Here is a 22,088-nt window from a genome sequence, read left to right as displayed (position 1 = left end):
GCTTACTCACAGGCCCGAATCTCACGGAACTCTTACCGGGTCCCGCGGCCCTCGCCGTGTCCCCGCCCCAGTTCCTTCGCGATGTCCCCGATCTCCAGGGGATGCGCCGGCGCCTCCAGCGGCGGGAGCGCGTCGAGTGCCTCCCAGGGCACCTGGATCTTGCGCAGGTCCGCGCGGATGCGTGCCGCGAGCTTCTTGGTGTCTCTGCGGTTCATGACCGCGCCCACGGCCGCGCCGACCATGAACGGCATCAGGTTCGGCAGGTTCCGGACCATGCGCTTCATGATCTGCTGCCGCAGCTGAGCTTTCATCGGGCCGCCGAGGGCGGAGTTGATCGTCGACGGTTTGGTCACGTCGATGCCGCGCTCCCCCGACCAGGAGTTCAGATACGCGGTGCTGCGGTCCTTGAGACCGCCCGGCGGCCGCACGCCGTAGACCTCGTGGAGCTCGGCGATCAGCTTCAGCTCGATCGCCGCGACCCCTGTGATCTCCGCGGCCAGTTCCGTCGGCATGGCCGGCGGGACAGGCAGCATCGCCGCCGCGCCGACCCCGGCTCCGACGGTCGAGGATGCGTTCGCTGCGCCCACCACGAGCTTGTCGGCGAGCTGCTCGGGCCCGAAGCCGGGGAACTGCCTGCGGAGCGCCTGGAGGTCGCGTACGGGGATCCGCGGGGCATTGTCGATGATCCGGTCGGCGAGGTACGCCAAGCCCGCCCTGGCGCGGCTACCGCTTTTACGGACGCCTTCCCCGACCTTGTCGCGCATCACCGCGACCCGTCGCCTGGCGACGGGCGCGGGATGGTCCGCGGGCGCCGGGAAGTCACCCCGGCCGGCCGCGGGTTCGAGCGAGGCTCCCGTACCTGATGAGCCCCGCTCGTCGTCACGCGCACCGTGAGGGCCGTCGGACGGCCCTTGGTCCGCTCCCGGCAGGGGGGAGCGGCGCTTCCAAGGAGGGGTCGAGCCAGTCACGGCCGACCCGCCCTCAGTCGCAGTCGCGGCAGATCGGCTGACCGTTCTTCTCTCGTGCCAGCTGGCTGCGGTGGTGCACCAGGAAGCAGCTCATGCAAGTGAACTCGTCCTGCTGCTTGGGCAGAACCCGGACGGCCAGCTCTTCGTTCGAGAGGTCCGCTCCGGGCAGCTCCAGGCCTTCGGCGGCCTCGAACTCGTCGACATCCACTGCGGAGGTCGACTTGTCGTTCCTCCTGGCCTTCAGTTCTTCAAGACTGTCCGAGTCGACGTCGTCGTCGGTCTTGCGTGGGGTGTCGTAATCCGTTGCCATGTCGCTCTCCCCCTCTGGGTGTCTGCGGTGTCTCCAGCGCACGTAACGCGTGAGAGGCCGGACTTGTGCCCGACCCGAGGCGGAGATTTTGCCTCACATCAAGGTCTGTTACTCAATCGACACCCAACCGGACTCCTCATGAGTGATCGGCTGGGATGGCGATGGGGACCGTACACGGTCCGAATGCCGCACTTCAAAGGCGTCTCACCGTGTACTTCCCGTGATCAAGCCCCTCGAAAACCCGGACTTTCCCGGCTTTCCGACAGCATTCCTGATCACTGACAGTAGATGGCCGGAAATTCGCCCTTGTGATCGATCACACACGGGGTGGCTCGACGAGTGCCCAGAAAATTCCGCGCAAAGCGAACATCCCCGTGTGTCGGCGACATGATCTCAGATCGGCAGGGTGACCCGCATCACGAGGCCTCCCCCCTCTCGCGGTTGTGCGTAGATGTGCCCGCCGTGCGCCCGGGCAACCGAGCGGACGATGGACAGACCGAGACCGACACCCTTGTCGCTGCCGGTCCGATCGGCGCCCCGGAGCCGCTTGAACGGCTCGAAGAGGTTGTCGATCTCGTACGCCGGAACGACCGGGCCCGTGTTCGACACGACCAGAACCGCCTGGCCGTGCAGGACCTCGGTGGTGACCTCGACCCATCCGTCCTCCTGCACGTTGTACCGCACGGCGTTCTGAACGAGGTTCAGCGCGATCCGCTCCAGCAGCACGCCGTTGCCCTGGACGACCGCGGACTGCCGCTCGCCACGGATCACGACGCCCTTGGCCGCGGCCTCCGCGTGCACCTGGTCGACGGCCTGCTCGGCGACCTCGGCGAGGTCCACGGGCTTGCGTTCGACGATCTGGTTGTCGCTGCGGGCGAGCAGCAGCAGGCCCTCCACGAGCTGCTCACTGCGCTCGTTGGTGGCCAGCAGCGTCTTGCCGAGCTGCTGGAGTTCCACCGGCGCGCCCGGGTCGGAGAGATGCACCTCGAGCAGCGTGCGGTTGATCGCGAGGGGTGTTCTCAGCTCGTGCGAGGCGTTGCCGACGAACCTCTGCTGGGCCGTGAAGGCCCGCTCCAGGCGCTCCAGCATGTCGTCGAAGGTGTCGGCCAGCTCCTTCAGCTCGTCGTCCGGGCCGTCCAGCTCGATCCGCCGGGCCAGGTCCGAGCCGGCCACCGCGCGTGCGGTCCGGGTGATCCGGCCCAGCGGCGACAGGACCCGGCCGGCCATGGCGTAACCGAACGCGAAGGCGATGATCGCGAGGCCGAGAAGGGCGAGGAGAGAGCGGCTGAGGAGGTTGTCGAGGGCGTGCTGGCGCTGCTCGTTCACACACTCGTTGAGAGCGTGGTTGAGCTCGGACGCCGGCAGCTGGGTGGACACGATGTTGCAGTTCTCGCTGGACACCGTGCCGGTGACGACCTTGAAGGGCAGGTCGCTGCCGACGTTCAGCGCGTTCGCGGCCAGCAGGTAGATGATCGACAGCAGCAGGATGCCGGCGATCAGGAACATGCCGCCGTACAGCAGCGTGAGCCGTATGCGGATGGTCGGGCGCAGCCAGGGGAACGGCGGCTCGACCCGCCGCGGGTCCCAGGTGGGCTTCGGAGGCGCCCCGGGAGGCGCGGGTGCGGCGGCCATGGCGGATCAGATCCGGTAGCCGGAGCCGGGCACGGTGACGATGACGGGCGGCTCGCCCAGCTTGCGGCGCAGGGTCATGACGGTGACCCGGACGACGTTGGTGAACGGGTCGGTGTTCTCGTCCCAGGCCTTCTCCAGGAGCTGCTCCGCGGAGACGACCGCGCCCTCGGAGCGCATCAGCACCTCCAGGACGGCGAACTCCTTGGGCGCGAGCTGCACCTCCTTGCCGTCCCGGAAGACCTCGCGGCGGTTCGGGTCGAGCTTGATGCCGGCGCGCTCCAGGACGGGCGGCAGCGGCATGCTGGTGCGGCGGCCGAGGGCACGCACGCGTGCCGTCAGCTCGCTGAACGCGAAGGGCTTGGGCAGATAGTCGTCGGCGCCGATCTCCAGGCCCTCGACACGGTCGCTGACGTCGCCGGACGCCGTGAGCATCAGCACGCGCGTGGGCATGCCGAGCTCGACGATCTTGCGGCAGACGTCGTCGCCGTGCACCAGCGGGAGGTCACGGTCGAGGACGACCACGTCGTAGTCGTTGACGCCGATGCGCTCCAGGGCGGCCGCGCCGTCGTACACGACGTCGACGGCCATGGCCTCCCGGCGCAGTCCGGTGGCCACCGCATCGGCGAGCAGTTGCTCGTCCTCGACGACGAGTACGCGCACGTCGCTTGTCCTTCCTGTGTCCACCCGCGTAGCGCTTCTACGGCGCGCGGGCAGGGGCCGTGGTGAGTGTGTTGACCTCCATCCTGCCCTTTTCGGCCATAAGTCGGCTGTAAGGCGGGGAAGGGCCGTCTGAAGGCCAGGTGTGAGCCCGGGTGAAGGTCAGGTGTGAAGCCGGGGAATGCCAGATTTTCTCGTCGGGTTGAGGTTTCCGTGGAAGAGAGCGCGGGGAGGACGGCTTTACACCCCGCGATCACGCTCTGCATGTGCCGCAGCACCATGCGGTACACCGCAATCCGCTTTCCGCAGAGCGGGCGTGGGTGTCCGGCGCCGCCGCCGCCCAGCAGGGCAGCGCTGGGCATCTGCTGGAGGCGTGATCGCCCCTTCCGAACGGCACACCCCCGTGCCACCGACCCACGACCCAGGACGAGGGGGCGCAGCATGGACGCATTCACCGCAGGACTTCTGCAGCGCATAAGGGCGACCGAGACCGACCTGACGCGGGCTCGAAACGAGGGCGACGACTTCCTCGTCGAGGTGGAGCAGGGCGAGCTCGAAGACCTGCGCCGCCTCGCCGCCGAGCACGGTGTGGAGGTCAGCGCATAGCGTCTGATCGGCTTTGAGCACGACCGTGGGCCCCGGTGAATCCAGCACCGGGGCCCACTGGCTTGCGTTCTGCCGGTCCCGTCAGTCGTGCCAGGCCCCGAAGTCCTCCAGAAGCCGCTGGAGGGGCTCGAAGACGCCCGGGGTGCCGGCGATCGCCAGATCGCGTGCGGGGCGCTCTCCGGGGCGCCCACCGGTCAGGGCGCCCGCCTCCCGGGCGATCAGGTCGCCCGCCGCGAGGTCCCAGGCGTTCAGGCCGCGTTCGTAGTAGCCGTCGAGGCGGCCCGCGGCCACGTCGCACAGGTCCACCGCCGCCGATCCGCTGCGGCGGATGTCCCGGAGGAGCGGGATCAGCTTCTGGGCGACCTCGGCCTGATGGGCCCGGACCGTCAGGACGTAGTTGAAGCCCGTCGAGACCAGGGCCTGGTCCAGGGGCGGTGCCGGGCGGCAGGCCAGACTGCGTTCGCCGTCCCACGCGCCCGTGGCCCAGGCGCCCTCGCCCTTCACCGCGTGGTACGTCTCGCCGCGCATCGGGGCCGCCACCACTGCGACGACCGTCTCGCCGTCCTGCTCGGCCGCGATGGAGACGGACCAAGTGGGCAGTCCGTACAGGTAGTTGACCGTGCCGTCGAGCGGGTCGATCACCCAGCGGATGCCGCTCGTGCCCTCGCGGGAGGCGCCTTCCTCGCCGAGGAAGCCGTCGTCGGGGCGGTGGGAGGCGATCAGGTCGGTGATCAGTTTCTCCGCCGCGATGTCCATCTCGGTGACCACGTCGATGGGGCTCGACTTGGTGGCGGCCACCGCCAGGTCGGCCGGGCGGCCGTCCCTCAGGAGGGCACCGGCCTTGTGGGCGGCCTCCTGGGCGAGCCGAAGCAGTTCCGTGTGCAGAGGGGCGGTCACGGGGTTCCTCACGCGTAGGGGCTGTCGACGCCCGCGGCGGCGGGGTGGGGGGCACGGGACGGGCAGCAGCCGATCGGGCAGAGGTTGTGGCTCGCGCCGAGTGCGCCGAGGGCGCAGGGCGTGACCTCCTGGCCGCGCTCGAGGGCGGATCGCTCCAGGACCAGGTCGCGGATCGCGGCGGCGAACCGCGGGTCGGCGCCGACCGTGGCCGAGCGGCGCATCGGCAGCCCCAGCTCCTTGGCCTTGGCCCTGGCCTCCGTGTCGAGGTCGTACAGGACCTCCATGTGGTCGGAGACGAAGCCGATGGGGGCGATCACCACCGCGGGGGCGCCGGACGCGTGGCGCTCCTCCAGGTGGTCGCAGATGTCCGGCTCCAGCCACGGGATGTGCGGGGCGCCCGAGCGGGACTGGTAGACGAGCTGCCAGGGGTGGTCCACGCCGGTGCGCTCGCGGACCGCCTCGGCGATCAGCCGCGAGACCTCCAGATGCTGCTCCACGTACGCGCCGCCGTCGCCGTGGTCCTCGACCGGGCCGGAGGTGTCCGCCGACGCGTTCGGAATGGAGTGGGTCGAGAAGGCGAGGTGCGCGCCGTCCCGGACGTCCTCGGGGAGGTCGGCGAGGGACCGCAGGACGCCCTCGACCATGGGCTCCAGGAAGCCCTCGTGGTTGAAGTAGTGCCGCAACTTGTCGACCTGGGGGAGCTCCACGCCTTCGGCCTCCAGCGCCGCCAGCGAGTCGGCGAGGTTCTCCCGGTACTGGCGGCAGCCCGAGTACGAGGCGTACGCGCTCGTGGCGAGGACCAGGATGCGGCGATGGCCGTCGGCGACCATCTCGCGCAGGGTGTCCGTCAGGTACGGGGCCCAGTTGCGGTTGCCCCAGTAGATCGGCAGACCCAGGCCGTGGTCGGCGAAGTCCTTGCGCAGGGCGTCCAGCAGGGCGCGGTTCTGGTCGTTGATGGGGCTGACCCCGCCGAACAGGAAGTAGTGCTGCCCGACTTCCTTCAGGCGTTCCTTGGGGATGCCTCGCCCTCGCGTCACGTTCTCCAGGAACGGGACGACGTCGTCCGGGCCCTCCGGGCCGCCGAACGAGAGCAGGAGCAGGGCGTCGTAGGGAGTGGCATCGAGCGCGTCTCGCATGGGTCGATCCTGTCATCCGGTACTGACAGCCGGGAAACGGCGGGGTGACGGACGGAGTTCCGGGACCGGCCCGCCAGGTGCATTAGGGTCACCTAACTCGTAAGCTGTATCCGCTGCCTTCACGCCTTACTGGACTGTCGGCATCCACAGCCGACCCTGTCCGACCGGAGGCCCCTGTGCCGAGCCCCTACCTCGCCCTGTTCGCCGCCCCCGGCAGCAAGGGCTTCTCCGCCGCGGGGTTCCTCGGCCGGATGCCGTTGTCGATGATGGGCATCGGCGTGGTGACCATGGTCTCCCAGCTCACCGGTCGGTACGGGCTCGCCGGCGCGCTGTCGGCCACCATGGCGCTGGCCGCGGCGGTGGCGGGCCCGCAGGTCTCGCGGCTGGTGGATCAGCACGGGCAGCGGCGGGTGCTGCGACCGGCGACGCTGATCGCACTCGTCTCGGCGGCCGGACTGCTGTTCGCGGCGCACTACAGGTGGCCCGACTGGACGCTGTACGTGTTCAGCGCAGGCATCGGGTGCGTGCCGAGCATCGGCGCGATGATCCGCGCGCGGTGGGCCGCGCTGTACGGCGGGACGCCGCAGCTGCACACCGCGTACTCGTTCGAGTCGGTGATCGACGAGGTCTGCTTCATCTTCGGGCCGATCATCTCGATCGGACTGTCCACGGCGTGGTTCCCGGAGGCGGGGCCGCTGCTCGCCGCCTGCTTCCTGGCGGTCGGCGTCTTCTGGCTGACCGCCCAGCGCGCCACCGAGCCCGCACCGCACCCGCGCGAGAAGCACGGCGACGGCGGCAGCGCCCTGCGCTCTGCCGGGCTCCAGGTCCTGGTGGCCACCTTTGTGGCGACCGGGGCCATCTTCGGTGCGGTCGACGTGGTCACCGTGGCCTTCGCCGACGAGCAGGGCCACAAGGGCGCCGCCAGCATCGTGCTCGCCCTGTACGCGGCGGGCTCCTGCGCGGCCGGCCTCGTCTTCGGGCTGCTGCACTTCAAGGGGGCGCCCGAACCTCGCTGGCTGCTGGGCATATGCGCGATGGCCGTGAGTATGATCCCCCTCCTACTGGTCGGAAACTTGCCGTTTCTGGCCGTGGCGCTGTTCCTTGCGGGCCTGGCCATCGCTCCCACGATGATCACCACGATGTCCCTCATCGAGCAGCACGTACCACGCGCGCAGCTGACCGAGGGCATGACCTGGATCAGTACCGGGCTCGCGGTCGGCGTCGCACTCGGCTCCTCCGCGGCCGGCTGGGTCATCGACGCGGCCGGGGCGCGCGCCGGGTACGGGGTTCCGGCGGTGTCCGGGGCCGTCGCGGTCGCGGTCGGTTTGCTGGGGTACCGCCGGCTCAAGGGGCCGGCTCCGGGTCGGGGAGGCACCGTTGAGCAGCACAGCGAGCGGGAAGATCGGCACGTGGCGTAACTGGGGTGGAAACGTCGCCGCCCGCCCCGCGCGGGAGGTCACTCCGGCTTCGGTCGAGGAGCTCGCGGACGCCGTACGGAAGGCGGCCACGGACGGCCTGAAGGTGAAGGCCGTCGGCACCGGACACTCCTTCACCTCGATCGCCGCCACCGACGGTGTGTTGATCCGCCCTCAACTGTTGACCGGTATCCGCGACATCGACCGTGAGGCCGGGACGGTCACCGTGGAGGCCGGGACCCCGCTCAAGAGGCTCAACATGGCTCTCGCGCGCGAGGGTCTGTCGCTCACGAACATGGGCGACATCATGGAGCAGACCGTCTCCGGCGCCACCAGCACCGGCACGCACGGCACCGGCCGTGAGTCCGCTTCGATCGCCGCCCAGATCAAGGGCCTGGAACTGGTCACCGCCGACGGCTCGGTGCTCGCCTGCTCCGAGAAGGGGACCGAAGAAGAGCGCGCGGTCTTCGCCGCCGCCCGCATCGGCCTCGGCGCCCTCGGCATCGTCACCGCGATCACCTTCGCCGTGGAGCCCATCTTCCTGCTGACGGCCCGCGAGGAACCGATGCCCTTCGACAAGGTCCTCGCCGACTTCGACGAACTGTGGGCCGAGAACGAGCACTTCGAGTTCTACTGGTTCCCGCACACCGGCAGCACCAACACCAAGCGCAACAACCGCAGCGCGGGCCCGGAGAAACCGGTTCCGCAGCTCCAGGGCTGGATCGAGGACGAGTTCCTCTCCAACGGCGTCTTCCAGGTCGCCCAGTGGGTCGGCCGCGCGGCGCCCGGGACGATCCCGACGATCGCCCGGATCTCCAGCAAGGCCCTGTCCTCGCGGACCTACACGGACATCCCCTACAAGGTCTTCACGTCACCGCGCCGGGTGCGCTTCGTGGAGATGGAGTACGCCGTCCCGCGCGAGGCCGTCGCCGAGACGCTGCGCGAGCTGAGGACCATGGTCGAGCGCTCCGGTCTCAGGATCAGCTTCCCGATCGAGGTGCGCACCGCGCCGGCCGACGACATCACCCTGTCCACGGCGTCGGGCCGCGACAGCGCCTACATCGCCGTGCACATGGTCAAGGGCACGCCCTACCAGGCGTACTTCACCGCCGCCGAGCGCATCTTCACCGCGCACGAGGGGCGTCCGCACTGGGGCAAGGTGCACACGCGCGACGCCGAGTACTTCGCCGGGGTCTACCCCCGCTTCGGCGAGTTCACCGCACTGCGGGATCGGCTCGATCCTGATCGCCGGTTCCAGAACGACTACTTGCGGAGGGTGTTGGGGTCGTAGCGTCCCCGGGCTCACCGGGCGTCAGCGTCGAGCTGGTCTGCGAACCGGTCGAAGTGGGCGTGCCGCCACCGGACTTCGAGGACGAGGAGTCCGGCGACAGCGCCGATATCGGACCTTCCGCGTATTCCTGGATCCCGCCTGCCTTTCCCGCAGTTGACCAACCAACTGCGCGAGAAAGGGACGTACGCACGAAACCAATAGTTCCGTTTCTGGTGATTCCGTGAAGTACGCCACGTTCAAGATCCGCAAATTCGCGCGAGAGGCCGTCAAGTCCGGTCTGCTGCCAGAAGTTGGGCGGCGCGCCAATCCACGCACGTGGTCCAAATGGAGTACTGTTGCGAGCCCTGGATCCGGTCTCCCGCCAGGGCGTCCACGGCTCCAAGGACCGCCAGGAGGGGGCTAGTTGCACAGGGTGACGGAGTTGGTCACTTAGCGTTGCGAATAGGTAACCGTGCCATAACGGCGATCCAGGGCCCGTGCCCGACACGCCGGGCAACTCGGCAAGGTTGTGGCAGGCTGCACCCGGGCAGGCCACACTCGACTAGCGGAAGCAGCGACGCACGTGACGTCGGCAGGCACCACCCGGGAGGTCCCCATGCCCGAACTGCGTGTCGTGGCCGTCTCGAATGACGGCACACGGCTGGTGCTGAAGGCTGCGGACAGCACGGAGTACACGCTTCCGATTGACGAGCGTCTGCGCGCCGCGGTACGCGGCGACCGTCCCCGCCTCGGCCAGATCGAGATCGAGGTGGAGAGCCATCTCCGCCCCCGTGACATTCAGGCACGTATACGCGCCGGTGCGACGGCCGAAGAGGTCGCGCAGATGGCCGGCATCCCCGTGGACCGCGTACGCCGATTCGAGGGCCCTGTGCTCGCGGAGCGCGCGTTCATGGCCGAGCGGGCACGCAAAACACCCGTCCGCCGCCCCGGCGAGAACGCGGGTCCCCAGCTCGGCGAGGCCGTCCAGGAGCGCCTGCTGCTGCGCGGCGTCGAGAAGGACACCGTCCAGTGGGACTCGTGGCGCCGCGACGACGGCACCTGGGAAGTCCTGCTGGTCTACCGGGTCGCGGGCGAACCGCACTCGGCGAGCTGGACGTACGACCCGCCCCGGCGGCTCGTCCAGGCCGTCGACGAGGAGGCGCGCTCGCTGATCGGCGAGTCCGACGACCTCGCCGTGCCGGAACCCAGCTTTCCGTTCGTCCCGCGGATCGCGCGGCTGCCGCGCGACCGTCCGCTGGACCGTGCCCTGGACCGGCCGAGCCCGCCCGCGCCGACTCCCGATCCGGTCGAGGAGGCCACGGCCGAGCGGGACTCGCTGACCAGCCTGCTGGAGGCGGTACCGAGCTTCCGGGGCGACCTGGTGGTTCCGGAGCGCCCGTCGGAGCCCGCCCCACCCATGGAGGAGCCCCCCGCCGAACCCGAGGCGGAGGAACCCCCGGCCCCGGCGGCCTCGGCCGGCTCGGCCTACGCGGACGTCCTCATGCCCCGCTCCGTCGGCAGCCACCGCGACCGCCTCATCGGCTCCACCGACCGCCAGGCCGAGGCCGACGGCGTCCGCCCCGGCCGCCGCGCGGCGGTCCCGAGCTGGGACGAGATCGTGTTCGGCACGCGCCGCAAGAAGCAGGAGTAGTCGGTCGTACGGCTGTGGAGACGGCCGTACGAGGATGAGGGCCCGCGCCGGTCGGCAGCGGGCCCTCCGGCTTGGGCGACGCGGGTACGGCCGGGCGGCTGAAGGCGTGGCCGCGCGAGGCCGCGCCTTCAGCCGCCCGGCCTGCGGGCATTCGTGCCCGAAGCGGGCGGCAGCCCGTCAGCGCCGGGTCACTGAGGGTCCGGGCCCACGGCGACCGGCCGAGACGGATCCGACGACCACTCCGACCACGAACCGACGTACAGCGCCGCCGGAATCCCCGCGACCGCCAGGGCCAGCACCTCGTGTGCCCCGGAAACGCCCGAACCGCAGTACACCCCGACCTCGGAGCCGTCGCCCGCCCCGAGGGCCTTGAAGCGAGCGCCCAGCTCCTCCGGCGGCAGGAACCGGCCGTCCGGCCCCACGTTCTCGTTCGTCGGCGCGGACACGGCGCCCGGGATGTGCCCGCCGACCCGGTCGATCGGCTCGACCTCACCCCGGTACCGCTCCCCCGCCCGCGCGTCGAACAGCACCCCGGACCGCGCCAGCGCCGCCGCCGCGTCCGCGTCGAGCAGCCCCGCGGGTCCCGGCATCGGTCGGAAGTCGCCCTCGGCGCGAGCGGGACCGGGCACCGACGACTGCAGGGGCCCCTCCCACGTCGGCAACCCGCCGTCGAGGACCCGCACGTCCGGGTGACCCGTCCAGCGCAGCAGCCACCACGCGCGGGCGGCCGCCCAGCCCTGTCCCCCGTCGTACACGACCACCGGCGCGGCGGCCGACACACCCGCCCGGCGCATCGCGGCACCGAACTCCGCGACATCGGGCAATGGATGCCGCCCGCGCGCACCGGCGGCGGAGGCAAGTTCCCTGTCCAGGTCCACGAAGACGGCGCCCGGGATGTGCCCGGCCGCGTACTCGGCCCGGCCGTCGAAGGGCGGCTCCCCGGCCGCCTTGGCCACGCTCAACTGCCAACGGACGTCAAGCAGTACCGGCGGGTTCTCGCCCGTCAGTTCGCTCGCGAGTTCGGATGCGGAGATGATGGCGTTCATGGCCACCATCCTTGCGTACGGGGTGGCCGCATCCTCCATGTCGGGCTACTCTGCTCCGCCGGGCAGGCCCGATCACGAGGCGTATGGGATCGGGCACATGCTGTACAGCCGATCGACACCTGTGGGCAATCGCGCAGAAGCGGACGGGAAATCGCACACCGGGCATTCTGCGGACAAGGGCCACGCAGCGGCGGCGCGCCCGGAGCGCGCCGTGCCACGGGTGGTGCGAGCATCGGCACGGGGTTCCGGAGAGCGGCGGTGACACGGCCGCCGCGAGGGGTCGAGGAGAGAGTGACGATGACCGGCGAAACGCACACGCCCGGCACACCCTGCTGGGTGAGCCTGATGGTGCACGGACTGACCACGACCCAGGACTTCTACGGCGAACTGTTCGGTTGGGAATTCCAACCCGGTCCCAAGCAGCTCGGCCCCTACGTCCGGGCCCTGCTGGACGGCGAGGAGGTCGCCGGAATCGGCCAACTTCCCCCCGACCGCCACCTCCCGGTCGCCTGGACGCCCTACCTCGCCTCGGACGACGTCGACCTGACCGCGGAGACGGTACGGCTGTGCGGCGGCACGGTCGGGGTCGGCCCCCTGGACGCGGACGAGGCGGGCCGCCTCGCGATCGGTTCCGACCCCTCCGGCGCGGTCTTCGGCATCTGGCAGGCGGGAGCGCACCGCGGCACGGGCATCTCAGGCGTCCCCGGCACACCGGCCTGGCACGAGCTGCTCACCTTCGAGACGGCGAGCGTCACCAAGTTCTACGAAACGGTCTTCGGCTACGAGGAGGAGCCGGTGGTCTCCGCCGACTTCGACTACGTCACCCTCCATATCGCCGGCCACCCGGTTGCCGGAATCCACGGAGTCGGCAACTCCCTCCCCCGCGACCGGGGCCCGCACTGGATGACGTACTTCGAGGTGGCCGACGCCGACGAAACCCTCTCCCACCTCACCGCCCTCGGCGGCCACATCCTGCAACCGGCCCACGAGAGCGCCCACGGCCGCGTGGCGACGGTGGCGGATCCGGAGGGGGCACGCTTCTCGGTGGTACAGGGACCTCGCTGAGGCCCGGGTCGCCGACGGCGCAGGCGAAGGGACCCTCACCCCACACGCCTCAGCCCTTCCGCCTCGGAACCGGTCGATCCATAGGCGCCGCGCGGTGGAACAGCAGTGCCTCTTCCCGCTCTCCCGCGATGGCGGCCGTGACACGGCCGAGGACGACCAGGTGATCGCCGCCGGCGTAGGTGTCCTCAACGGTCGCTTCCAGCCAGGCCGTTGCGCCGGACAGCCGTGGGGTGCCGTTGCCCAGGAGGCAGGAGTGGGCGATGCCGGCGAAGCGGTCGGTGTGGCGGCGGGCGAAGGCGCGGGCGGTGTCCTGCTGGTCCGCGGCGAGGATGCTGACGCAGAACCTGCCGGCTTCGCGGACCGGCGGCCAAGTGTCGGAGGACCGGGAGACGTTGAAGGAGATCGGCGGCGGGTCCACGGACAGCGAGGTGAAGGACTGGCAGGTGAATCCCGCCGGGCCGGTCGACGTCGCCGTGGTGATGACGGTGACGCCCGTGGGGAATCGGCCGGCGACGGATCGCAGGAGGGCGGGGTTGATGATCGGCCTGACGACGGTCATCGGCCGTCCAGGCCCAGGGAGCGGGAGCGGAGCACCGGCCAGGCGGCGAAGGACAGGGCCGCCATGACACCGAAGTAGTGCCAGGTGCCGCTGTCGAGCAGGGCGCCGCCGAGGATCGGCCCGGCGAAGAAGCCCAGGTAGCGAAGTTCCAGCGCACCGAAGAACGCCCCCTTCTCCGCGTCGGGCGCGAGACGGTGGGTGACGAGGTCGGCCATGGGCATCAGGAGGGCCTCCCCGACGGTCCAGGCGAGCACCCCGGCCAGCAGGACCCACGCTCGGCCGTCCGACGTTCCCCAGCAGACGAAGGCGACGGCGAAGCCGGTGCAGCCCACCCCGGCCTGCGCCGGGAGTGTGGTGCGTCGGGCGAGCCATGCCGCCGGCCACTGGTAGGCGAAGCCCAGGACGGCGTGCACGGCGAAGACCACCGCGAACAGCGTCGGGGCGCGGTCGCCGGATTCCCCCTTGAGGTAAAGGGGGATCACCGATTCGAGCTGGGCGAAGACCAGGGTGATCAGGACGGCCGAGACCAGCACGAGCCGGAACCGCCCGTCGCGCAGGGAGTGTGTCCATGTCCAGCGCCCCTGACGGGCGGCCGGCACGCGGACGTCCAGCACCCGCAGGGAGTCGCGTCGCGCGTGGACCAGCAGCACACAGCAGGCGAACAGTGCCGCGGAGACGGCGAAGAGAGCCCGGTGGGAGACGCTGTAGGCCGCGGCGCCCGCGAGTGGGCCGAGCGCGGCGCCGGCCGAGACGGTCATGAACCGTATGCGGAAGACCAGTTCGCCGCCCTCGCCCGCGGCGAGGCTCATCAGCTTCTTCAGGGACGGCCCGACCAGCATCAGCGCGCCGCCCAGGCACACGATCAGGGGCAGCACCAGCACCGGCGCGGTGACCGTGGCGAGGGCCGCGGCCAGCAGTGTGTAGAGGAGGAGGCCGGCGCGCAGCAGGCTCCCGGCCCCGGCGCGGTCGGTGATGGCTCCGCCCGCCAGCGCCCCCGCCGCACCGACCAGGGCGATGGAGCCGGTGAAGGCGCCGATCGCGGCCGGCGGCAGCGAGGTGATGTCGGCGAGGTAGAGCGCCAGAAAGGGCATCATGCCGAAGAAGGCACAGGAGTTGATCAGCGAGCAGAGTGCCAGGACGCGGACCGTCCGGTCTCCGATGAGGTCCGCGAAGCCCGCCTGGCGCACCTGGGTGGTCGTCGTCATCGCAGGGCCCGTTCCGTCTCCGCGCGCATCTGCGCCCACAGCACCTTGCCGGCCTCGGTGAACTCCGCCGTGGGCTCGCCCTCGATCTCGTCCAGGCCCTTGGCGAGCAGATCCGCGTTCTGCCGCGTCAGTTCGCGGTGGATCTCCAGACCGGTGCGGTCGTACGCGCGGCGGTGGAACGCGGTGATGCGGGCGAACGCGTGGACAGCCATGAGCATGCCCCATAGAGGGCGCGGGTCCTTGCGTACCGGGGAGTTGAAGGTCGCCCCTTCTGCGACGGTCACCAGCGGGTCGAGTTCCAGGAGCAGCATCAGCCGAAGGTGTGAACTCTCGTGCAACAGGTGCTCGGCGGTGTAGTGGGTGGCGCTGAACGGCTGAGCCGCCTCCGACAGGAACACCGCGCCCATCAGGATCGCCTCGGTGAACGAGGAGTGGAACTCGGAGGCGTAGGGGACGACCACCCGGGTGTAGGCGCGGATCTCGGTGGCGAGTTCGGGCCACACGTCCTCGATGAGGGCGTAGGCCCGCGAGAGGTCGGTGATGTCGTCCTCGCCGATCTCCCGTACGGCCAGGTCGGAGCGGGGGTAACCGGGCTGCGGCTCATGGGAGTTCATGGACGTGAAATGGCGGGCGATCGAGGGACCGGCGTTGTCGATCTCGATGTCGGTTCCGGCGATGACCGGTCGTCGCACGCGCCGGGCGTTCCCCAGCAGGGGGTCGCCGGCACCGTGGAGGAAGGAGGCGGGCACGGCGGCGGCGCCGTCGCGGACGGTGCCGTCGCCGTCCTCGCGGATCACCAGTCGGTGCACGGGGGTGTCGAAGACCAGGTGATGGCGCTCCTGGGGGAACCGCACCTCGGTGACGGGCGCGACCAGCCGCAGTTCGGTGCCCGCAGGGTCCGCGGCGGGGCCGGTGGCGTGGGGCAGGGCGACGAACCGGGCGAAGTGCGTCGACCAGGCGCGGATGAAGTCGGCGTCCTTGCGCTGGGCCGCGAGCATCAACTGCCGCCACAGGTAGGGGAAGACCGGATGGGACAGGAGCCGGTGGGCCGAGTCGTCGTCCAGTGCCGCGAACCGCTGCCCCCACAGGGTCAGTTCGGCCTCGGTCGGCTCGCCCGCGAGCTGCCCCAGTCGCTTGGTCACCCGCGGGACGGAGGCGCGGAGCTTGGCCACGTAGGCGGGCAGGACGGGATCGTCGTCCCCGGCGAGGGCCAGATGGCCGCCGAGGAAGTCGGTGGTGGTCATGGTGAGGTCCTGTTCGCAGAGAGTGTCGACGGTGCGATGTCCGGCAGGCCGCGGCGGCGGAGGAAGGGTTCGATGCGCGGCTGGTCCAGGCCGGTGAGCTCGTGGAACATGGCCATCGCGGCGCGGGATCCGCCGGCGCCGAGCATCGTGCGCAGCGCCTCGCCGCTCGCGCGGGTGAGGCCGCCGCGCTTCTCCAGCGCCTCGACCAGGTTCGCGGCGATGATCTCGGACCACAGATAGGCGTAGAAGCCCGCGCCGTAGGGGCCGTGGAAGACATGATCGAAGTAGCCGGAGCGGTAACGCGGCGGAATCTCGGGCACCTTGTCCAGCCCCCAGCGAGCGGCGCCCCGCGCTTCGATCCGCGCGGCGTCCCAGTCCGCGTTCCCGCCCTGGTCGTCGGGCCCGTCGGGAAGCGTGTGCCAGGACCAGTCCACCGCGGCCGCGCCCAGGATCTCCACCAGCAGGTGCACTGCGCCGGTGCTGTGGCGCTCGCTCACCTGTTTGATCCACTCCGGAGGCAGCGGCTGCCCGGTGCGGTGGTGTCGGGCGTAGTGGCCGAGGAGTTGCTCGTCGAACGCCCAGGTCTCGTGGACCTGGGCGGGAGCCTCGGAGAAGTCACGGGGGACCCCGGGGGCCGAGTGCGCCGGATAGCGGACGTCGGAGAGGAGCGCGTGCAGGGCGTGTCCGAACTCGTGGAAGAGGGTGACGACTTCGGACATGTCGAGGAGGCAGGGGCGGCCGGTACCGGGCGGGGTGAGGTTGAAGGTGTTCACCACGACGGGCCGGGTCGCGGTGGTGTGTGCCTGGGGGCGCAGGATCCCCGTCCACGCGCCGCCTCGTTTGCCGGGCCGGGAGAAGACGTCGATCAGGAAGAGGCCCACCGTGCCGGCGTGTTCGTCGGTGACCTGGAAGACGCGGGCCTCGGGATGGTGGGCGGTGAGGTCATGACGTTCGGTGAACTCGAGGCCGTACAGGAGGCGGGCGCTGTGGAAGAGGCCGCGGGTGATGACCGCGTCCAGCTCGAAGTGGGCGCGGAGTTCGTCCGCGGTGGGCTCGTCGGCGCCGTTCTCCCCTCCGTCGCCCGAAAGTCCCGCGGCCGCGTGGTGGGTCCAGTCCCAGGCCCGGATCCGGTGACCGGCCCTGGCCCGCAGGGCGCGGCGTTCGGTGTGTGCCGCGTGCAGGAGCGGCTCCGCCAGCCGCCGGAACATCGCCTCCACGGCCTCCGGGGTGCCCGTCGTCTGGTCCTCGGTCGCCCATGCGGCGTACGACGGGTAGCCCAGGATGCGGGCCTGGCGGGCGCGTAACCGGGCGATCCGGGCGGCCCGTTCCTCGTTGTCCGCCCCTCTCCCGAGCGAGCGTTCGAAGAGTGTTCTACGAGTGTCCCGGTCACGTAGCTGCACCAGCGCCGGCTGGCTGGTGGACGAGGCAAGCGGCACGACGTGCCAGGGCTCTGCCATGCCTCGGCGTGCCGCCTCCTCGGCCGTAGCCGCGAGCCGGTCGGCGGGCAGACCGCGCAGGGCGTCGGGCCCGGGTACCGCCAGGGCCTGACGGTGGGTGTCCTCGATCAGGGTCTGCCGGTAGGCGGCACACTCCCGGGAGAGCTCGCGGTTGACCTCGCCGAGTTCCCGGGCGGCTTCGGCCGGCAGCATGGCGCCCACCCGCCGCATGCGGCGCCACCAGTGCACGGTCAGGGCGCGGGACTGGGGATCGGTGATCCGGTCGCGCCCGGCATGCACCGCGTCGATACGGGCGATCAGGCGCCGGTTGCGTACGATGCGCCCCTCGTGGCGGGAGAGCAGGACGGCGATGTCCTGCTCCAGGCCGGTCAGCGCCGCCTCGCCGCCCGCGGTGACCTGGTGGGTGAACGCGTCGTGGATGTACTGCACCCGGGTCCCGGAGAACTCGAGCGCCTCCACGGTGTTGGCGAAGTCCGGCGGCGCCGGGTCGGCGGCGATGGCGTCGACCCGGGCCTCGCGCTCGGCGATGGCCTGCTCCAGCGCGGGCCGGTAGTGCCCGGCGCGGATGTCGGCGAACGGCTGCATCCCGTGGGCGGCGGGAGGCTCCAGCAGCGGGTTGACACGCACCGGCACGGACGACTCCGGGAAGGGAGCGGCACTCACGGGGGCCTTCGGTACCGGGACCGGGGCGGCACCCACCGGGGCCTTCGGTACCGGGACCGGGGCGGCGTTCATCGGGCCGCCCGCAACCGTACGGCCAGTTCGTCCACGGCCCACTGGCGCAGCGGGGCGAGCCCGCCGTCGGTGCTGATGTCGCGCAGCAGGATCAGCGGGGACAGCGCCTGCCGGTCGAGGGTGGCCGAGGCCACCAGGGCACCGTGGGCCTGGTCCGGCTGCTCAAGGCGCAGGGAGCAGCGGGCGGCCTGGCAGTGGGCGTAGGAGGCGTACGGCGCGCCCAGCCCGGCGGCGGTGCGGTACGCCTCGCGCGCCTCGGCGATCCGGCTCTCCCCCATCAGGAAGTCGGCCAGCCGTACGTGCGCCTTGGGATCGAGCGGGTCCCACTCGGTCATCCGTCGGTAGAACCGCTCCGCGCCCTCGATGTCCCCGCGGGCCTTGGCCGAGCGTCCTGAGGTCTCGAGGACGGGGTGGACGTTCTCCAGCGCGAGGAGCCGGGTATCGCCGTCCGCCGACGCCACGGCCTCCAGGGCGTACTTCTCCGCCAGTTGCAGCTGCCGGTCGACCTCCGCGTGGTCGCCCTCGAAGAACGGTATGAAGGCCACTCCGCGCCAGTAGATGGAGGTGTGCAGCGGCTCCATCTCCACGCCGGCCCGGTCGGCCACGTCGTCGGCGGCGGCCAGCCAGTACCGCATGTCGGCCAGTGCCTTCTGCTTCTCACCCTTGGCGCACAGCACGATCATGTGGGCGGCGGCCCCGTACCGTACGGCCGGGTCGAACTCCTCGGTACGGGCGATGGTCTCCATGACACCGCGGGCCCGCACGAACGCCGCGGCCGCGCTCCGGGCGTCCCCGGCGAGCTGCGCGTCGGCGTTGTGCCGGAAGTAGGCCAGCCGCAGGGCGTCCAGATCGCGGCCGGCCGGGTCGGCGGGAACGAGGGCCGCGATGGTCTTCCAGAAGCCGAGTTTGGCCAGCGCGGTCACCAGGCGGGACCGGTCACCGGTGGACAGCCCGGACCAGTTCTCGGTCAGGGCGCACAGGTGCTGCCAGCGGGCCGACCTCAGGGATACGGGCAGGTCACGGGGGTCGTCCGGGTTGGGCCGACCGGGCTCCTCGGTCTTCAGCGCCTGCCTGAGCAGTCCGAGCGAGGCGATCTGGTAGACGGGTACGGGCAGGTCCTGGGCGAGGCGGCGGCCGACGTCGGCGGTGCACTGGGCATGCAGGGGCCCGCCGGGGCTCTCCAGGTCGAAGTAGGAGGCGAGGAGTTCGCGTGACCGAGGGGCCGGTTCCGGTTCGAAGGTTCCCCTCGGCGGCTCCTGCATCGGGGGCAGGTCGCCGACGCTTCCCTTGGTCCGCAGAAACTTCTCCACCGCCGGCTCCTCCGTCGTGGTCCTCTGTCGTGATCCGCTGGGTGTGCGCTACGAAGCGTGATGGCCGCAAAGGGAGTTCGCCCTTTGCGGCCATCGCGAGCCCGCCTGGTCGCCAGGAGGGCAGGTCGCCTGGTGTCGGAGATCAGACGGCCGGGGCGTAGTAGGCCACGCCCGAGACCGTGAGACCGAACTCCTCGGCCAGCTCGTCCGTCTCGACCTCGACCTCGGTGATCTGCTCGGCGTTCATGTCTGATACCTCCTGTTGTCGACTGCGGCCCCTGGGGATTTCGGGGACAGGTCAAACGTAGGAGGGGCTTCTCGAAGATCCGACGAGCATGGCTGGAGATCGACTCGAGAGACGGTCAGGACATGCGTGAGGCGGGACGGACAAGAAGGTGACCGCCGTGCCGGGCCCTCAGACGGTGGTGACCGGCAGCACGTCGGGAGACAGCGCCGCCGCCCGTGCCGTGGCCGCCGTCATCCGGCGGCGGTGATGACGACGGCACAGGACCTCGTACCCGATCGCTTCCGCCTGGTTGACGTCGCCCACGACCACCTGAGCGCCTTCCACGACCATCTCGCCCCCTATCGTGCGGGCGTTGTGCGTGGCGCGGGCGCCGCACCAGCAGAGGGCCTCGACCTGCAACACCTCTACGCGGTCGGCCAGTTCCACCAGGCGCTGGGAGCCCGGGAACAGCTTGGAGCGGAAGTCCGTCGTGATGCCGAAGGCATAGACGTCGAGGCCCAGGTCGTCGACGACGCGGGCGAGCTGGTCGATCTGCCCGGGGGCCAGGAACTGTGCCTCGTCGGCGATGACGTAGTCCGCGCGGCCTCCCCGGGAGAGGTGGTCGACCAGGTAGGCGTACAGGTCCTGGCCGTCCTCGACCTCCACCGCGTCCGTGACCAGGCCGAGGCGGGAGGAGAGTTTGCCCTCGCCCGCGCGGTCGTCCCGGGTGAAGATCACGCCCTGCAGGCCGCGCGCGGAGCGGTTGTGCTCGATCTGGAGAGCCAGGGTCGACTTCCCGCAGTCCATGGTTCCGGAGAAGAACACCAGCTCGGGCATGGGGGGTTGAGCACCTTTCGGCGAGGGAGGACGGCAGCGGGAGGTTTCAGGAGCGTACTTCGAGCAGCGGGACCAACTGCTCCGCGGGGGTCATCGAACCGTGGTTGCCGACCATCGCCGACTCCTTGGGCTCCCGCTCGGACGCGATGATCAGGACGTCGTCCCGCGCGGCCGCGACCACGTCGCCGAGGCGCGCGTACACCCGGTCGTCGACCTGGGGACCGAACCAGCCGGCCGCGATCGCCTCGTCCCGCGAGGCCACCCAGAACTGCTCGCCGAGCACCTCGCGCCAGCAGGTCAGGACGTCGTTCTCGGCGCCCGGCACCGCGTAGACGTGGCGGGCCCGGCCCTCACCGCCCAGCAGGGCGACCCCGGCGCGCAGCTCCCAGTCCTCGTCGAAGTCGATGCGGTGCTGCTCGTCGAAGGGGATGTCGACCATGCCGTGGTCCGCGGTGACGTAGAGCGCGCTGCGCGGCGGGAGTTGTTCCGCGAGGCGCTGCACCAGACGGTCCACGTGCATGAGCTGGCCGCGCCAGGTGTCGGAGTCGACGCCGAAGCGGTGTCCCGCGCCGTCGAGTTCGGCGTAGTACGTGTAGACCAGCGCGCGGTCGGCGGCGGCCAGTTGCTCGGCCGCGAGGTCCATGCGGTCCTCGCCCGCCAACCGGCCGAGGAACTTGCCGCCGCTCAGCGCGACCTTGGTCAGTGGGGTGTTCTCGAAGGTCGGTGAGGACACCTGCGCCGTGTGCACGCCCGCGTCCTGGGCGAGCTGGAAGACCGTGGGGTACGGCTGCCACACACGCGGCTGCGTCCACGGCTGCCAGCGCAGCTGGTTCATGAGCTCGCCGGTGTCGGGGTTGCGCACGGTGTAACCGGGCAGTCCGTGTGCGCCCGGCGGCAGTCCGGTGCCGACGGAGGCGAGGGAGGTCGCGGTGGTCGCCGGGTAGCCGGCGGTGATCGGCCGGCCGGTGCCGCCGCGCGAGCCCGCGAGCAGCGAGGCCAGGTAGGGGGCCTCGTCCGGGTGCGCCAGCAGTTGTTCCCAGCCGAGGCCGTCGATCAGGAACACACAGTTCCGGTCGGCGGGGGTCAGCTCGGTGATCGTGGCGGTCGTGCCGGGTACGCCCATGCCGGCGGCGAGCGTGGGCAGGAGGTCGGCGAGGGAGCCGCTGCCGTACTCGGGCAGCGGTGCGGAGTCGACGGCCAGTGGTTCCGGGTAGGGCTCCCAGGCGGTGGGCTGCGCCATCAGTGTGCGGTGTCCGCGGTCGCCTCGGAGAGGGACTGGGCGAAGGCGAGGGTCTGGCGGACCGTGTCGGGGCCGTCGCCGGCCTCGCTGACCCGCAGGCTGAGGTCGTCGGCGGTCGAGTTGCCCGTGTAGCCGTGGTCGGCCTCGCAGTTGGGGTCGCCGCAGGCGGCGGGCTCCAGGTCGATCCGGGAGACGGCGCCCCAGCCGATGGTCAGGACGACCTCGCGGGGCAGGGTGCCCGGCTGGTACTGCTCCGGGTTGGCGACCACTCGGCTGAGCACGACCGACGAGATCCGGCCAAGCTTCACGGACTCCGTGGACGTCGTGGCGTAGGGCGTCGGGGAGGTGCTGTCGGCAGCCTGCTCGTCGGTGTGGCTGACGATGAAGCGGTTGCCGGTGAGGACGAGCACGGTCACATGCCGCCGCACCTCGTTCTGGTCGAACGTCGTCTCCTGGTGGACCAGGTACGACCGGATGGGCTCGCCACCCACAGCGGCCTCCACCGCCTCGGCCACGAGGGCCGGGTAGTAGCCGCTGCGCTCGATCGCCGCTCGCAGCCCCTGGGTCGTCGTACTGGTCTTGGCCATGCCCCCCATCCTACGGGGGACCACTGACTGCGAGG

At 71.0% G+C, this 22,088-nt stretch carries 20 protein-coding genes; 5 read left to right on the top strand and 15 right to left on the bottom strand.

Going from position 1 to position 22,088, the window contains the following annotated elements; genetic code table 11:
• Positions 1 to 32 precede the first annotated feature (32 nt).
• The 4 genes from TN53_RS04890 to TN53_RS04875 form a co-directional block, all read right to left on the bottom strand.
• Positions 33 to 968: a hypothetical protein gene (locus tag TN53_RS04890; protein ID WP_095046297.1), complete on the bottom strand. Its 936-nt coding sequence runs from the start codon at positions 966 to 968 to the stop codon at positions 33 to 35.
• Positions 969 to 981: 13 nt separating this feature from the next.
• Positions 982 to 1,278, bottom strand: a complete 297-nt coding sequence (locus tag TN53_RS04885; protein ID WP_005481602.1) for a DUF4193 domain-containing protein — start codon at positions 1,276 to 1,278, stop codon at positions 982 to 984.
• Positions 1,279 to 1,671: 393 nt separating this feature from the next.
• A complete protein-coding gene (locus TN53_RS04880; RefSeq protein WP_046257093.1) occupies positions 1,672 to 2,910 on the bottom strand; it encodes a sensor histidine kinase in 1,239 nt (412 codons plus the stop codon).
• Positions 2,911 to 2,916: 6 nt separating this feature from the next.
• Positions 2,917 to 3,570, bottom strand: a complete 654-nt coding sequence (locus tag TN53_RS04875) for a response regulator transcription factor (RefSeq protein ID WP_046257092.1) — start codon at positions 3,568 to 3,570, stop codon at positions 2,917 to 2,919.
• Positions 3,571 to 4,008: 438 nt separating this feature from the next.
• On the opposite strand from TN53_RS04875, the gene TN53_RS47770 reads away from it, so the two are divergent.
• Complete coding sequence (locus TN53_RS47770) at positions 4,009 to 4,173, top strand: hypothetical protein (RefSeq protein ID WP_199924513.1); 165 nt, start codon at positions 4,009 to 4,011, stop codon at positions 4,171 to 4,173.
• Positions 4,174 to 4,254: 81 nt separating this feature from the next.
• Here the strand turns inward: TN53_RS47770 and TN53_RS04870 are convergent, their stop codons facing one another.
• Together TN53_RS04870 and TN53_RS04865 are read right to left on the bottom strand one after the other, a co-directional pair.
• Entirely contained in the window at positions 4,255 to 5,070 is an 816-nt protein-coding gene (locus TN53_RS04870) for an inositol monophosphatase family protein (protein ID WP_046257091.1), read from the bottom strand.
• Positions 5,071 to 5,078: 8 nt separating this feature from the next.
• Positions 5,079 to 6,206 carry a ferrochelatase gene (locus TN53_RS04865; protein ID WP_046257090.1) on the bottom strand — a complete coding sequence of 376 codons (1,128 nt, stop codon included), beginning with the start codon at positions 6,204 to 6,206 and terminating at the stop codon, positions 5,079 to 5,081.
• Between the two features lie 176 nt (positions 6,207 to 6,382).
• On the opposite strand from TN53_RS04865, the gene TN53_RS04860 reads away from it, so the two are divergent.
• The 3 genes from TN53_RS04860 to sepH all read left to right on the top strand — a co-directional run bounded on the left by TN53_RS04860 (position 6,383) and on the right by sepH (position 10,542).
• Positions 6,383 to 7,624 (top strand): MFS transporter, encoded by a 1,242-nt coding sequence (locus tag TN53_RS04860; protein ID WP_046257089.1) that lies wholly within the window; start codon positions 6,383 to 6,385, stop codon positions 7,622 to 7,624.
• Positions 7,584 to 8,912: a D-arabinono-1,4-lactone oxidase gene (locus tag TN53_RS04855; protein ID WP_046257088.1), complete on the top strand. Its 1,329-nt coding sequence runs from the start codon at positions 7,584 to 7,586 to the stop codon at positions 8,910 to 8,912. Before TN53_RS04860 ends, TN53_RS04855 begins: the two co-directional genes overlap by 41 nt.
• A gap of 595 nt (positions 8,913 to 9,507) precedes the next feature.
• Positions 9,508 to 10,542 carry a septation protein SepH gene (sepH, locus tag TN53_RS04850; protein ID WP_046257087.1) on the top strand — a complete coding sequence of 345 codons (1,035 nt, stop codon included), beginning with the start codon at positions 9,508 to 9,510 and terminating at the stop codon, positions 10,540 to 10,542.
• A gap of 188 nt (positions 10,543 to 10,730) precedes the next feature.
• Here the strand turns inward: sepH and TN53_RS04845 are convergent, their stop codons facing one another.
• Positions 10,731 to 11,588, bottom strand: a complete 858-nt coding sequence (locus TN53_RS04845; RefSeq protein WP_095046296.1) for a sulfurtransferase — start codon at positions 11,586 to 11,588, stop codon at positions 10,731 to 10,733.
• 297 nt (positions 11,589 to 11,885) lie between these two features.
• Here TN53_RS04845 and TN53_RS04840 point away from each other — a divergent pair, with 297 nt between their 5' ends.
• The gene (locus TN53_RS04840) at positions 11,886 to 12,653 is read left to right on the top strand and encodes a VOC family protein (protein WP_046257085.1); all 768 of its coding nucleotides are present in this window, start codon (positions 11,886 to 11,888) and stop codon (positions 12,651 to 12,653) included.
• A 49-nt stretch (positions 12,654 to 12,702) separates the two neighbouring features.
• On the opposite strand, the gene TN53_RS04835 is transcribed toward TN53_RS04840, so the two are convergent.
• The 8 genes from TN53_RS04835 to TN53_RS04800 form a co-directional block, all read right to left on the bottom strand.
• Positions 12,703 to 13,212, bottom strand: a complete 510-nt coding sequence (locus tag TN53_RS04835) for a flavin reductase family protein (RefSeq protein WP_052745139.1) — start codon at positions 13,210 to 13,212, stop codon at positions 12,703 to 12,705.
• A complete protein-coding gene (locus tag TN53_RS04830; RefSeq protein ID WP_046257084.1) occupies positions 13,209 to 14,417 on the bottom strand; it encodes an MFS transporter in 1,209 nt (402 codons plus the stop codon). The genes TN53_RS04835 and TN53_RS04830 overlap by 4 nt, the downstream gene beginning before the upstream one ends.
• Positions 14,414 to 15,661, bottom strand: a complete 1,248-nt coding sequence (locus TN53_RS04825) for an aKG-HExxH-type peptide beta-hydroxylase (RefSeq protein ID WP_046257083.1) — start codon at positions 15,659 to 15,661, stop codon at positions 14,414 to 14,416. The genes TN53_RS04830 and TN53_RS04825 overlap by 4 nt, the downstream gene beginning before the upstream one ends.
• A complete protein-coding gene (locus TN53_RS04820) occupies positions 15,658 to 17,781 on the bottom strand; it encodes a M3 family metallopeptidase (protein ID WP_159038097.1) in 2,124 nt (707 codons plus the stop codon). The genes TN53_RS04825 and TN53_RS04820 overlap by 4 nt, the downstream gene beginning before the upstream one ends.
• A 68-nt stretch (positions 17,782 to 17,849) precedes the next feature.
• Positions 17,850 to 19,163 (bottom strand): tetratricopeptide repeat protein, encoded by a 1,314-nt coding sequence (locus TN53_RS04815; RefSeq protein ID WP_046257082.1) that lies wholly within the window; start codon positions 19,161 to 19,163, stop codon positions 17,850 to 17,852.
• 415 nt (positions 19,164 to 19,578) lie between these two features.
• On the bottom strand, positions 19,579 to 20,226 hold the full coding sequence (locus TN53_RS04810; RefSeq protein WP_046257081.1) for a thymidine kinase: 648 nt from the start codon (positions 20,224 to 20,226) through the stop codon (positions 19,579 to 19,581).
• Between the two features lie 46 nt (positions 20,227 to 20,272).
• On the bottom strand, positions 20,273 to 21,466 hold the full coding sequence (locus TN53_RS04805) for an alkaline phosphatase family protein (protein WP_046257080.1): 1,194 nt from the start codon (positions 21,464 to 21,466) through the stop codon (positions 20,273 to 20,275).
• Positions 21,466 to 22,053, bottom strand: coding sequence for a DUF5998 family protein (locus TN53_RS04800; protein ID WP_046257079.1), 588 nt, complete (start codon positions 22,051 to 22,053; stop codon positions 21,466 to 21,468). Before TN53_RS04800 ends, TN53_RS04805 begins: the two co-directional genes overlap by 1 nt.
• Between the last annotated feature and the right edge of the window lie 35 nt (positions 22,054 to 22,088).

Source organism: Streptomyces sp. WM6386, assembly GCF_000972385.1.
Taxonomy (GTDB): domain Bacteria; phylum Actinomycetota; class Actinomycetes; order Streptomycetales; family Streptomycetaceae; genus Streptomyces.
This window is presented reverse-complemented; position numbering and strand designations above follow the sequence as displayed.

What these genes read in the sequence shown, in the direction of transcription:
- TN53_RS47770 (WP_199924513.1), top strand. Translation starts at nt 4,009, where the DNA reads ATGGACGCATTCACCGCAGGACTTCTGCAGCGCATAAGGGCGACCGAG.
- TN53_RS04840 (WP_046257085.1), top strand. Translation starts at nt 11,886, where the DNA reads ATGACCGGCGAAACGCACACGCCCGGCACACCCTGCTGGGTGAGCCTG.
- TN53_RS04865 (WP_046257090.1), bottom strand. Translation starts at nt 6,206, where the DNA reads ATGCGAGACGCGCTCGATGCCACTCCCTACGACGCCCTGCTCCTGCTC.
- sepH (WP_046257087.1), top strand. Translation starts at nt 9,508, where the DNA reads ATGCCCGAACTGCGTGTCGTGGCCGTCTCGAATGACGGCACACGGCTG.
- TN53_RS04830 (WP_046257084.1), bottom strand. Translation starts at nt 14,417, where the DNA reads ATGACGACGACCACCCAGGTGCGCCAGGCGGGCTTCGCGGACCTCATC.
- TN53_RS04885 (WP_005481602.1), bottom strand. Translation starts at nt 1,278, where the DNA reads ATGGCAACGGATTACGACACCCCACGCAAGACCGACGACGACGTCGAC.
- TN53_RS04805 (WP_046257080.1), bottom strand. Translation starts at nt 21,466, where the DNA reads ATGGCGCAGCCCACCGCCTGGGAGCCCTACCCGGAACCACTGGCCGTC.
- TN53_RS04810 (WP_046257081.1), bottom strand. Translation starts at nt 20,226, where the DNA reads ATGCCCGAGCTGGTGTTCTTCTCCGGAACCATGGACTGCGGGAAGTCG.
- TN53_RS04880 (WP_046257093.1), bottom strand. Translation starts at nt 2,910, where the DNA reads ATGGCCGCCGCACCCGCGCCTCCCGGGGCGCCTCCGAAGCCCACCTGG.
- TN53_RS04835 (WP_052745139.1), bottom strand. Translation starts at nt 13,212, where the DNA reads ATGACCGTCGTCAGGCCGATCATCAACCCCGCCCTCCTGCGATCCGTC.
- TN53_RS04800 (WP_046257079.1), bottom strand. Translation starts at nt 22,053, where the DNA reads ATGGCCAAGACCAGTACGACGACCCAGGGGCTGCGAGCGGCGATCGAG.
- TN53_RS04845 (WP_095046296.1), bottom strand. Translation starts at nt 11,588, where the DNA reads ATGAACGCCATCATCTCCGCATCCGAACTCGCGAGCGAACTGACGGGC.
- TN53_RS04825 (WP_046257083.1), bottom strand. Translation starts at nt 15,661, where the DNA reads ATGACCACCACCGACTTCCTCGGCGGCCATCTGGCCCTCGCCGGGGAC.